General features: G+C 43.6%; 12 protein-coding genes. 8 read left to right on the top strand and 4 right to left on the bottom strand.

Annotated elements, in window-relative coordinates; translation table 11 throughout:
* Positions 1–3: 3 nt before the first annotated feature.
* The gene (locus RT269_RS09030; protein WP_313182015.1) at positions 4–1,071 is read right to left on the bottom strand and encodes an undecaprenyldiphospho-muramoylpentapeptide beta-N-acetylglucosaminyltransferase; all 1,068 of its coding nucleotides are present in this window, start codon (positions 1,069–1,071) and stop codon (positions 4–6) included.
* A 111-nt stretch (positions 1,072–1,182) separates the two neighbouring features.
* Here RT269_RS09030 and RT269_RS09025 point away from each other — a divergent pair, with 111 nt between their 5' ends.
* Positions 1,183–1,671, top strand: a complete 489-nt coding sequence (locus tag RT269_RS09025; protein ID WP_313182014.1) for a hypothetical protein — start codon at positions 1,183–1,185, stop codon at positions 1,669–1,671.
* A gap of 103 nt (positions 1,672–1,774) precedes the next feature.
* On the opposite strand, the gene RT269_RS09020 is transcribed toward RT269_RS09025, so the two are convergent.
* Complete coding sequence (locus RT269_RS09020; protein WP_313182012.1) at positions 1,775–2,134, bottom strand: arsenate reductase family protein; 360 nt, start codon at positions 2,132–2,134, stop codon at positions 1,775–1,777.
* Positions 2,135–2,292: 158 nt separating this feature from the next.
* Here RT269_RS09020 and RT269_RS09015 point away from each other — a divergent pair, with 158 nt between their 5' ends.
* The 3 genes from RT269_RS09015 to RT269_RS09005 all read left to right on the top strand — a co-directional run bounded on the left by RT269_RS09015 (position 2,293) and on the right by RT269_RS09005 (position 3,940).
* Positions 2,293–2,820, top strand: a complete 528-nt coding sequence (locus RT269_RS09015; protein WP_313182010.1) for a nucleoside recognition domain-containing protein — start codon at positions 2,293–2,295, stop codon at positions 2,818–2,820.
* 103 nt (positions 2,821–2,923) lie between these two features.
* On the top strand, positions 2,924–3,373 hold the full coding sequence (locus tag RT269_RS09010; RefSeq protein WP_313182009.1) for a MarR family winged helix-turn-helix transcriptional regulator: 450 nt from the start codon (positions 2,924–2,926) through the stop codon (positions 3,371–3,373).
* Positions 3,374–3,400: 27 nt separating this feature from the next.
* Entirely contained in the window at positions 3,401–3,940 is a 540-nt protein-coding gene (locus RT269_RS09005) for a GerMN domain-containing protein (RefSeq protein ID WP_313182007.1), read from the top strand.
* Positions 3,941–3,991: 51 nt separating this feature from the next.
* Here RT269_RS09005 and RT269_RS09000 read toward each other — a convergent pair whose 3' ends face one another.
* On the bottom strand, positions 3,992–5,812 hold the full coding sequence (locus tag RT269_RS09000) for a DUF885 domain-containing protein (RefSeq protein ID WP_313182005.1): 1,821 nt from the start codon (positions 5,810–5,812) through the stop codon (positions 3,992–3,994).
* A gap of 524 nt (positions 5,813–6,336) precedes the next feature.
* On the opposite strand from RT269_RS09000, the gene metG reads away from it, so the two are divergent.
* From metG to RT269_RS08985, 3 genes are all read left to right on the top strand, one after another.
* Complete coding sequence (gene metG, locus RT269_RS08995) at positions 6,337–8,316, top strand: methionine--tRNA ligase (protein WP_313182004.1); 1,980 nt, start codon at positions 6,337–6,339, stop codon at positions 8,314–8,316.
* 88 nt (positions 8,317–8,404) lie between these two features.
* Positions 8,405–9,169 (top strand): TraX family protein, encoded by a 765-nt coding sequence (locus tag RT269_RS08990; protein ID WP_313182002.1) that lies wholly within the window; start codon positions 8,405–8,407, stop codon positions 9,167–9,169.
* Positions 9,166–9,942 (top strand): TatD family hydrolase, encoded by a 777-nt coding sequence (locus tag RT269_RS08985; protein ID WP_313182000.1) that lies wholly within the window; start codon positions 9,166–9,168, stop codon positions 9,940–9,942. Before RT269_RS08990 ends, RT269_RS08985 begins: the two co-directional genes overlap by 4 nt.
* A 40-nt stretch (positions 9,943–9,982) precedes the next feature.
* On the opposite strand, the gene RT269_RS08980 is transcribed toward RT269_RS08985, so the two are convergent.
* Positions 9,983–11,278 (bottom strand): LysM peptidoglycan-binding domain-containing protein, encoded by a 1,296-nt coding sequence (locus RT269_RS08980; protein ID WP_313181998.1) that lies wholly within the window; start codon positions 11,276–11,278, stop codon positions 9,983–9,985.
* 193 nt (positions 11,279–11,471) lie between these two features.
* On the opposite strand from RT269_RS08980, the gene rsmA reads away from it, so the two are divergent.
* Positions 11,472–12,344, top strand: coding sequence for a 16S rRNA (adenine(1518)-N(6)/adenine(1519)-N(6))-dimethyltransferase RsmA (rsmA, locus tag RT269_RS08975; RefSeq protein ID WP_313181996.1), 873 nt, complete (start codon positions 11,472–11,474; stop codon positions 12,342–12,344).
* Positions 12,345–12,355: the final 11 nt, after the last annotated feature.

Genomic DNA, 12,355 nt, shown 5'->3' with positions numbered 1-12,355 from the left:
AGGTTAATTTTGAACCAGGGATTCAATCATATCAATAATGGTATCGACCGCATTGTGTAATTCACTTTTCTCCATTTTAGAGATAAAAGCCTGCCGGTTGGCAAATGTTTCACTGATTGCCTGCAAAAGGGAATCTCCGGTTAGGTTTTCTTCTTCCAGAAGGGAGCTGAAGCCTTGCTTTGCAAAGGATCTTGCATTTAAAATCTGATCCCCTCTGCTTGCGGCAGCGGAAAGAGGAATCAGGATATTTGGCTTTCTGAGTGCGAGAATTTCACAGATGGAATTTGCCCCGGCTCTTGAGATCATTAGATCAGCAGCAGCAAAAAGATGTTTTAAAGGGGTGTCAACATATTCGTATTGTACATATCCTTCCATTCCGATCAGGCTTTCGTCCAGATTGCCTTTTCCGCAGATATGTATCACCTGGTAATTTTTAAGCAGTTTCGGGAGAATGCCCCGTAATGCGGTATTGACCGTTACGGAACCAAGACTTCCGCCGATGATCAGGATAACAGGCCGGTTTGCAGACAAACGTGCATAATTTAAACCTGTCTGCCGATCTCCCATTAAAAGCTCTTTCCTTATAGGAGAGCCAGTGAGTACGGCTTTTTCCTTTGGAAGATAAGGAAGGGTTTCCGGAAAATTGCAGCAAATTTTTTCTGCAGACGAAATACTGAGCCTGTTGGCAAGCCCTGGAGTCATATCTGATTCGTGAATGATAACAGGCACCTTGCAGTGTTTTGCAGCCAACACTACGGGAACGGCTACAAAGCCTCCTTTTGAGAAAACCACATCCGGCTTGTAATTTTTTATCAATCTCAATGCTTCCCAATATCCTTTTAATACCCGGAAGGGATCAGAGAAGTTTTTAAAGTCAAAATACCGACGGAATTTACCGGAAGAAATGCCGTCATAGGGGATGCCGGCTCCCTCGATGAGCTTGCGTTCGATTCCCTGGTATGATCCTATATAGTGAATATCGTAATTCCGATCTTTTAACGAGGGAACTAAAGCCAGGTTCGGGGTAACATGACCGGCAGTACCACCGCCGGTTAAGATGATTTTTTTCATAAAGCGTTGCCTCCCAAATTCGATATACTATTATAGTAAACGTTAGCGATAAAAAGTCAACCCCAAAGCTTGTGGGAACTTAAGGATAACTTGTATTTAAGAGGTGTGTACGTGGAGAAGGAGAGAAACCATGGAAAAAAATATTCAAATTTAAAACGGATAAAATATCAATTGTCGTCTCAGGAAAAATTAGAAGCCCATCTGCTTGATTATATGCAGGAGCATCCGGAATTAACACCTGAGCCACCATCCCCTCCTCCCGGCGAATTTCAAACGATTATGGCGGAGCTTAGCCGGAGAGGGACAGAAACAGTAATAGGAAAGCAGCTGAGGGTATTGTATTACGGCCACAGATTAGTAAATTCCATTCAAAAGCCGTTCCTCATCGTAATGGTGGTCCTGATTATACTGGCTGCTTCCGCAATCGGGGCATCGGCAAAGAAAGCTCATGCTTTTCGTTTGAAAGAGCAGGAGGCCGGTAAGAGCAGAAATGAGGTACTCAAAGCGGACAAGACGTCCAATGCGTATGAAGAAATAAAAGAGCATCTGGGGATCGAACTGTTAATGATTCACAGCATACCCCATAAAATAGACCAGTAACGTTTATGGTAGAATACCCGGCGGAAGGGAGAAGATACAAATCTTAAGTCCGCCGGGTATTTCCCTTGTTCAGACATGGGAAAGGGTTGATTTGGGTAAGGATTTACCGGAGAAGGGCTGGCTCCCATTCCTTCTCCTTAAAGCCAACCAGGACGAAATCATCGCCAATGATTAAAGGACGCTTGACCAGCATTCCATCGGTCGCCAGGAGATCGATCTGTTCTTTTTCGCTCATGCCGGGCAAAAGCTCTTTTAAATTTTTTTCCTTGTAGATGATTCCGCTGGTGTTAAAAAAACGCTTTATGGGAAGGCCGCTTTTTTGGATCCAGTCTGCAAGCTCTATGGAGTTTGGGTTTTCTTCTTTGATATTTCTGGCGTCATATGCTACCTCATGGGCATCCAGCCACTTTTTTGCATTTTTGCAGGTACTGCAGGGGGGATACTGTAAAAATAAAATACTCATATCGGTACATCTCCTTTCGGTGAATCGCGTAAGTCCGCAATGCAGCGGGTGAGTCCGCAGTTATCATTGCTTTCGTGGATAGTTTACCTCAAAACGCCTTGAATGAAAAGGGAAGAATTGGAATAAACTATAACAATTAAGGTTTTTTAGGTGAAGGTATGAAATTTCTATTATTTCTGTCTGAGGCGGCAGTGCCGCTTATCATTTTTTACATGGTAGGCTTTGGCATATTGTCCAAACGTCCGGTTTTTGATGATTTTATAGACGGGGCCAAGGAAGGGATGAAAACAGTTGCAGGGATCATGCCTACGCTCATCGGACTTATGACCGCAGTAGGGGTGCTCCGTGCTTCCGGTTTTTTAGACTTTCTTGCAAAATGCCTGACAAGGCCGGCTGCCCTCCTGTTTCTTCCTGCACCGGTGGTGCCGGTGATTTTAGTGCGTCTGATATCAAACTCAGCGGCCACAGGTCTTGTGCTTGATATTTTTAAGAACTATGGAACAGACTCCTATATCGGTATGCTGACGTCAGTGATCATGAGCTGTACGGAAACCGTTTTCTATTGCCTGAGCATTTATTTTGGAACCGTAAAAATCAAAAAGACCCGGTATACCCTGGGCGGTGCATTGGCTGCCACGGCGGCGGGCATAGCCGCAAGTGTCATGATATCCCGTTTTCTGGTATAAAAGGTATTTATTTGATCCGATTTTAAGAATTTCATAAGAATTCAGGTGGTTGTCTTGGGATACATAATCATGTATAATTACGAAGAAGCTTTTATTGTCATAAGTGAAGGGGATAAACGTGGATACTTACGGGACTCTTAACGAAGTTTTGGTAAGACTGTTTCGAGATATTATGGATATAGAGCAACAGGCTATCATTACGCAGGATTTTACCAATATTACAAATAATGATATGCATGTGATCGAGGCCATTGGCATTGGAGAACCCAAAAACATGTCGGCCATAGCCAGGGAGTTGTCTGTTACGGTCGGTACGCTGACCATAGCCATGAACAGTCTTGTAAAGAAGGGGTATGTGACCCGTCAGAGAGGAAAAGAGGACCGACGTGTTGTATACATCTCTCTTTCAGAAAAAGGGAAAGAAGCCTTTGAACACCATGCCAGATTTCATCAGGAGATGATCGCCGGCATAGTTTCAGGTTTAAGTGAGAATGAAATAGAAGTTTTGATCAAAGCTCTGACCAAGTTAAACCAGTGGTTCCGGAGCCTTTAAGAGAATTTAAGGAGGCAATACGCAATTATGAAAAAATTCATCGTGTTTTTAATGAGCGCTATGATGATGATGTCCCTGGCGGCATGTGCACCAACACAGCCTAAGATGGAGACCACAGCACCTGGCCCTGGAGCAATAGCTTCAACGGGAGGCGCCAGTGATAAAGTTCCTGATCCTAACGCAGAGCCTATGGAGATTATTTCGGTATATAGCCAGAATGATGACTCCACCGGTTTAAATCAGGCGATGGATGCGGTATCTGAGCTGACGGCAGACGCTATGGTGGACAAGCTGATTGAATACGGCGTATTAGAGGATGGCACAAAGGTCCTGACGTTTGATAAGAAAGATGATGAAACGGCCACTCTTGATTTATCCCAAATGCCGGAAAAGGGTACATCAGAAGATTTACTTACACTGACCGCGGTAGGCAATACCTTTATAGAAAATTTCGAATTGGACAAATTAAAAATTCTTGTTAATGGTAAGAATTATTCCAATGATCATATTAAGCAGGGAGATAGTGATTACCTGGAATATGTTAAGAATTATAAGAAGATAAAATAAGATAAAAAAGCAGGGCAGAAGCGGATATTACAAGCTTCTGCCCTTTTTTATTTATTGGCTTTTCAACTGTCTGGACAGCCAGGTGCGGAACGCAGGCTGGATAACTGAAAACGGAGCAGGACCTATATCAAGTATAAAAGCGTGGAAGTCCTTTAAATTAAAATCATCCTTTAAGATCCTCTTGGCAGTGCCCAGCATTTCCGTAATCTCCATATATCCCACGTAGTATTCCATGTAATTGGTAGGATTTTCGACCAGGCTGGAGTAAATGGAATCTACTATATCTGTTTTCTCAATATTATAAAAGGTGCCAAGATATTTGGCTGTCTGTTCTTTATCCCAGCCCTCATAATTGATGCAAATATCCAGATAGGCATAGATGCCCAAGGTAACGGCAGTGTTATGTGCCAGAAGCTCGCCAAGCCCCGGCGGCAGCCCGTTATCCAGGGTGTAGGAGTAGAACTCCACATAGGTGGCCCAGCCTTCCGAATAGCAGGGGAAGGAGAGGATGCTTCTTAAGTCGTTTGGTTCCCTGCTTAAAAAATAAACGTTCTGATATAAATGCCCGGGATAACCTTCATGAGCCAGGGTGGTGAAAAGATCATCATTTTGAAAACGCGGGTTGCCGTTGATGTAAATGACATTATCCTCATAACGATCCAGGGGAGGAACCAGGTAGAAGGCAGGGCTTAAAGATGCCTCCAGGGAACTAGGAACGTATTTTACGGTATAGCTGCAGGGTGGAAGCTCAGGAAAATCCGTGGATATTTGGGTTTTTAGAAAATCTAGGATATCTTCCGGCTGGGTATAAAGGAAGGAATAGTTGTCAAGGTGGTCCAGCACTTCCGGATGTTCCTTTGTGATCGCTCCTATGGCCTGGATATCGGAGTTTAACTGTTTTTCGATTGCCTTTGTCAGGCTTCGGATGGAATCATAGGAGGTCCCGGTGTTGGAATTGACCAGGTATTCAAAATATTCTTTCCCCTTGGGATAGAAGGACAAGCCCTTATCATTGGTCCCGGTCCCCATAAGGGCGGTAATACCGTTTACAAGATTTTTATAAGCAGGTATGAAATGTTCCTCCAGGGTTTTTAAATTCTTCTCTTTATAAGAAGCTTTCTCTTCATCGGTTAAGTCCGTAAGGGCATCGATACGGGTGTTGAATGTGTCAGCAAGGAAGCTGTGGTCAGGCTGGATCAAATATGCCTCGCAGGATTTTAATACATGATCTGCAGCAGCATCAGACATAAACAGGCCGGCTTCTGATTTTTTCTTTTCAAACTCCAGGATCTGCCCATAATAATCATCAATGGTAGAAAGCAGCGCAAGATAGTGGTCCACATCATCCCGGGTGTAGAAGGCGTATTCTGAAAACAAGATGGGAAGCTGTGCCTGGATTCCTATGGTGGTTGTTAAAGGCTGGGCGTAAAGCTCCAGACCGTCAGATTCTAATTCTGTATTTATGTAGGAGCGGAGAATCTGCCAGGTAAGCCGCTGCTCGTCGGTTAGCTGGCGGGGGTTAAAACCTTCAAGCTTCCTTTTTAACTCCCTAAGGTCATTTGATCCCTGTTTCATTTTATCCAGAGAAAAATCTCCCAAGGTCAAAGGAACGGTATCAAGTCCCCGGGAAGCAGGATTTGCTATACTAAAATGAAAGCTGATTCCGGAATCGCTGATCTCCTCACGAAACAGGTCGTTTGTAAATTGGTCAAACTTGTTTTGTGCGGACAAATCCTTTGCATGGAATTGTTCATACCCGGCCCCTGACGGCGTGGCGGGCGATTTATCGGGGGGTGCACAAGCACAAAGCAGGGAAACAGCCAGGATGAAAGATAGAAAACGGCGGCCCTGTTTCAAAACGATGTTTTTCATATTTGCTTCCTCCGTGATTCACTATTATTATTTATATGATGATATTAAAAAAGTCATGACAAAAGCGCTGATGTACCAACATACCCGCTTGACAAACTTTACTGAAACCATTAAACTAGGGTTACTAACAATCTATTTATATAAGAATGCTGAGAAAAGAAGAGTAAGAAACCAACCTCATGTCCAGAGACTTCCGGAAGCTGAAAAGGAAGCTTGAGCGTATTTCCCAACATGGCCTTGGAGCAGCGGAATTGAATTGGCGAAGCCGCGCCTTTAAATTTCGACGGTTACACCCGTTATCGTGTCAGACTGTTATTAAGTAACCATAAGATCTTAAGGAGATTATATGGAACAAACGCAGCCGGTAAGGTCTGTACTGTAAGGTACGGATAAATTAAAGTGGTAACACGGGACAGTTCCCCGTCTTTAAATTTCCGAAAGGATTTTTTTAGGCGGGTTTTTCTTTGGGGGAAGGGAAAAAGTCCCTTCAACCTATCCCATTTCATAAACAGGAGGAAAACAGAATGTGTAAAGATTCTAACAAGAAACCATACTATATCACTACAGCCATTGCCTATGCATCAGGAAAGCCTCATATCGGCAATACCTATGAGGCAGTATTAGCGGATGCCATTGCCCGCTATAAAAGAGCAGAAGGCTACGACGTATTTTTCCAGACAGGAACCGATGAGCACGGCCAGAAGATTGAGGAAAAGGCAGAGGCTGCCGGAATCACACCTAAGGAATTCGTAGACAGGGCGGCCGGTGAAATTAAGAACATCTGGGATTTAATGAATACGTCTTACGATAAATTCATCCGCACCACAGACAAAGATCACGAAGAACAGGTCCAGAAGATCTTTAAGAAGCTCTATGATCAGGGTGATATCTATAAGGGACATTACGAAGGCTTATACTGTACCCCATGTGAATCCTTTTTCACAGAGTCCCAGCTTGCGGACGGCAAATGTCCGGACTGCGGACGTGAGGTAAAGCCGGCAAAAGAAGAGGCATATTTTTTCCGCATGAGCAAATATGCGGACCGTTTGATAAACCACATCAATGAGAACCCGGACTTTATCCAGCCTGTGTCCAGAAAAAATGAGATGATGAACAATTTCCTCCTTCCGGGGCTTCAGGATCTTTGTGTATCCAGGACTACTTTTAAATGGGGAATTCCGGTATCCTTTGACCCGAAGCATGTCACCTATGTCTGGCTTGATGCGCTGACCAATTATATTACCGGAATCGGCTACGATTGTGACGGTAATAGCAGTGAGCAGTTTGCCAGATTATGGCCGGCAGACCTTCACCTCATCGGAAAGGATATTATCCGTTTCCATACAATTTACTGGCCTATTTTCCTGATGGCCCTTGATATTCCCCTGCCAAAGCAGGTATTTGGTCATCCCTGGCTGCTTCAGGGGGACGGCAAGATGAGCAAATCCAAGGGAAATGTTCTCTATGCGGATACTCTGGTGGATTTCTTTGGCGTGGATGCAGTCCGCTATTTCGTCCTTCATGAAATGCCTTTTGACAATGACGGAATTATCTCCTGGGAGCTTATGGTAGAGCGCATGAACTCTGATCTCGCAAACATCCTGGGCAATCTTGTGAACCGTACCATTTCCATGTCCAATAAATACTTTGGAGGAACCGTATCTGACGGGAAGACAGCGGAGGCTGTTGATGAAGACTTAAAGACAGTGGTGCTGGAAGAAGTGAAAAAGGTCCAGGAGAAGATGGAGAAGCTCCGTGTTGCCGACGCCATGACAGCAATCTTTAATATTTTCAGAAGGAGCAACAAATACATTGATGAAACGGCTCCATGGACCCTTGCCAAGGATGAAGCTTCAAAGAGCCGGCTGGAAACCGTTCTTTATAATCTGACGGAAGCCATTGCCATCGGAGCCTCCCTCCTTGATTCCTTTATGCCTGATACATCCAAAAAGATTCTTAACCAGCTTAATACCGCAAAAAGAGACTTGTCTCAGATGAATGAATTCGGTTTGTATCCCTCTGGAAATAAGGTGACTGATAAGCCGGAGATCTTGTTTGCCCGAATGGATATTAAGGAAGTTATGGAAAAGGTGGAAGCCATGTTTGGGCCGAAAGAGGAAGAATCCAAAGAGACAGCCAAAGAAGATTCTTCTGCTGTGATCGATATAGAAGCCAAGGCAGAGATCGAATACGACGATTTTGCCAAGCTGCAGTTCCAGGTAGGCGAGATCATTGCCTGCGAGGCGGTTCCAAAGTCAAGGAAGCTTCTGTGTTCCCAGGTAAGGATCGGAAGCCAGGTAAAACAGATCGTCAGCGGGATCAAAGCACACTACTCACCAGAAGAAATGGTTGGCAAAAAAGTGATGGTTGTGGTAAACTTAAAACCAGCAAAACTGGCTGGAGTCATGTCTGAAGGCATGCTTCTCTGCGCGGAGGATGCAGAAGGCAATCTATCCCTTATGATACCGGAGAAGACAATGCCGGCAGGAGCGGAAATCTGCTAATACAGGGAAATGACTGAAGACACTTAAAAGAAACAACGAAAGGCCGGGTAATTAGATCCGGCCTTATTGTTTTAAGAAGGAGGATTCCATGAAGGAATCAATGAGCGCCCGAACGAAAGGAATAACAGGAAACGCCTTAAAGATGATCGCCATTGTTACCATGTTCATAGATCATATCGGAGTGGCTGTCATTGAAAACGGTATATTAAAATATCAGGACAACCCTCCGGCCTGGGAGATGTTTGGTATTCCGGGCGGAAATATGTGGAATATTGCTGACCTGGTGCTCCGCACCATTGGAAGAATTGCATTCCCTATTTTTTGCTTTCTGCTGGTAGAAGGATATTTCCACACCAGGGATATTAAGAAATATGGTGCCAGGCTTCTTTTATTCGCCCTTGTTTCCGAAATCCCCTTTGATCTGGCTCTCTTTGACAAATGGTTTTACCCGGGCTATCAAAATGTATATGTTACCCTGTTCATTGGTCTGTGGGTCCTTTACTGGTATGATAAGGCTTTGGGTAACCCCATCAGACAGACCCTGGTATTTTTGGCTGGATGCGGTGCTGCAGTTTTTTTGAAATGTGATTATGATATCATTGGGATTACCATGATCCTGCTTTTTTATGTATTTTATAAAGATAAGAAAAAACAGACCATATTTGCAGGGATCCTGGCTGCCGTAGAAAGCCTTAGCTGCTTTGGTGCCGCCATCCTGGCCTTCATCCCCATCCGAATGTACAGCGGGGCAAGGGGGAAAAGGAATTTAAAATACTTTTTTTATTGGTTTTATCCCGCTCACTTAATTTTACTTTATATCCTGCGTTTGATTATTATAAGGAGATCCCTATGATTTTTGATACACACGCCCATTATGATGATGAGGCATTTGATGAAGACAGGGAGGAACTGCTGGCAAGCCTTTTTAACCATGGAATTGAGGCTGTCACCAATGTGGGTGCCAGCATGGAGACTTCCAGACATACCCTTAAACTGGCAGAGAAATATCCATATATATATGGCGCCATCGGTGTTCACCCCAATGAAACCGGAGAACTGAACGAGGAAGACTTAGCCTGGCTGAAGGAACATTCTGCCCATAAAAAAATCGTGGCAATCGGCGAGATCGGCCTTGATTATTACTGGGATGAGCCGGACCATGAAACCCAGAAGAAGTGGTTTATCCGCCAGCTCAGCCTGGCAAGGGAAGTAAAGCTTCCTGTAGTCATCCACAGCCGGGATGCGGCAAAGGATACCCTGGATATCATGAAGGCAGAGGGGGCAAAGGACATTGGAGGAGTGATCCACTGCTTTTCTTATGGAAAGGAGATCGCCAGGGAATACTTAAATATGGGGTATTATCTTGGGATCGGAGGCGTCCTCACCTTTAAGAATGCAAAAAAACTGAAAGAGGTGGTGGAGTATATGCCGATGGAACAGCTGGTCCTGGAGACAGACTGCCCTTATCTGGCTCCCGCTCCCAACAGGGGTAAGCGTAATTCCTCCTTAAATCTTCCTTATGTGGTACAGGAAATCAGTGCCATTAAGGGAATCCCGGAAGCAACAGTTATTAATATCACCAATCAGAATGCCAAAAAGCTGTACAGGCTTAAGGAACAGCCATAAAAGAAGACGGAGGGCAGGCATGGCATCACTGTATCCTGCTCTAGCTGATCGAGGACAACTTCTGGATGTAATATTGAGTATTAATAATAAACCACATTTGGGTATCAAATCTCATAATCGTCCAGAGAGATAAACCTTGAAGATCATATTCTGCTACCAGGCTGGCTCGCGCTTCAAAGCTTCTTGCATCATTAAACCACACTAAGTGAAGAATCCCATCAATATCCATATAATAGAAATAAGGCGACTGTGCTGCTTCATTAAATTGTATTGGTATATTGTTTTCCGCTGCAATCTCTATCGCATTATTGTTTGCGATAGCTGTTGCACCCGTTGCACCCGGAACATAGGGAAGCGTCCAATCATAGCCGAGCGTAGTGATTCCTAAGAATAATAATTCAGGTGGAATAATACTAACTACATAGTCTAATAACTCTTCTAAAACATTAACCGGAAAAATTGAACTTGGGTAGCTATAAAATCTGGCCCAATCATAAGAAGCGAATAGGATTCCATCAACATATCCGGATAAACGTGAATAATCCAACTTTTCAAAGCTTACAATGGGCCCCATAATATTCATAATTGGCGTTGTGGTGACCAGTACTCTATAACCTTCTGAATGAAATATAGCTGAAGCCTTTTGTATGTATTCTACAATACTATTTATGTTATCCGGTGTAATATCTTCGATATACATATTTACTCCATAATAACCCTTTATTTTTAGCATTTGAAGAATATTGTCAATGAGGCGATCTTGCACAGAAGGGTTATTTAAAATATTCTGAGTTACTTCACGAATAATTGTTCCTTCTTCCGTAATCGTAGAAACAAACATCATGGGCGCAACACCATTAGTTTTAGCCAACTGGATTACATCAGTGTCGTCAGCGATGGAGATAATTTCCCCTTCCCTTGTGGCCCTGTAATTGAATATGGTCAGATATGATAAAAAAGGAAGCGTTTTTATTAAAACAGATTTATCTATATATGAAAAGGTATAACCACTAGTGGCAATCGTTCTTGTTCGATTCGTTTGATAACTAATAACAATGGTTTCACCGGCGTACAAATATTCTCTATCGGAAAGATAGGGGTTATTTCTTAACAATTCCATTGGCGTAGTACCAAACTGCTCTGCAATACTCTCCAAAGTGTCGCCATCCTGGACCGTATAGAGTGTTTCCGGTTGAACAATTACAATCGTTTGGCCAATTGCTAGATTTCCAGGGTTTAAAATTCCGTTTTCCAATATTAATCTGTTAACAGGGATTTGGTAATAATCTGATATTGAATTTATGGTTTCACCGGGTTGGACTACATGTATGATCATGGCTTCCCTCAAATGATCTTATTAATACTATTATATGCTAATCTTACATGTTCATAACATTATAGTGTAGATAATAATGTATCTCAAAAATCTTACGCAATAAATCTGGCATTCCGGGCCTGTCTAAAAATCATTGACTTTTAGATCATAATAAGATACCATAAATTAATAAAAAATGAATGGAAAATACTATATGCAAAGTAAATTAGGAAATCCCCAGAAAACAATTGAGATCATAAAGAAATACGAATTCGCATTCCAGAAGAAATTCGGACAGAATTTTTTAATAGATACCCACGTATTAGATAAGATCATAGCAGCGGCAGGCGTGACAAAGGAGGATTGCGTTCTGGAAATCGGGCCGGGGATCGGTACTATGACACAGTATTTGGCCGAGAATGCCAGACATGTGGTGGCAGTGGAGATCGACTCAAACCTGATCCCCATTTTAAACGAGACCCTGGCAGACTATGAGAATGTAACCGTTATCCATGGGGATATTCTTAAAGTTGACATCAATCAGATAACGGAACAATATAACGGCGGACGTCCAATCAAGGTAGTTGCAAATCTTCCGTATTACATCACAACCCCTATCATTATGGGCCTTTTTGAAAATATGGTTCCAATCGACAATATCACGGTCATGGTCCAGAAGGAAGTGGCAGACCGCATGCAGGTAGGACCTGGCTCCAAGGATTACGGCGCTCTGTCCCTGGCCGTTCAGTATTATGCAGAACCTTATATTGTGGCAAACGTCCCGCCTAACTGCTTCATGCCCCGCCCGAACGTAGGGTCTGCGGTCATCCGCCTGACCCGCCACAAGGAACCACCGGTAAAGGCAGAGGATCCAGGGCTTATGTTCCGGCTGATCCGCGCTTCCTTTAACCAGAGAAGAAAGACGCTTCAAAACGGATTAAACAATTCGCCGGAGATTCCCTTTGCAAAGGAACAGATCATGGAAGCGATTGAAAGCCTGGGACTTGGGCCAGCCGTGCGGGGAGAGGCATTGACTCTAGGGCAGTTTGCTTCCCTCAGCAACTATTTTACAGGAATGAAAGGATAAGAGCAGGAGGG

The organism is Lacrimispora sp. (assembly GCF_032078915.1).
In the GTDB taxonomy this organism is placed as follows: domain Bacteria; phylum Bacillota; class Clostridia; order Lachnospirales; family Lachnospiraceae; genus Lacrimispora.
This window is presented reverse-complemented; position numbering and strand designations above follow the sequence as displayed.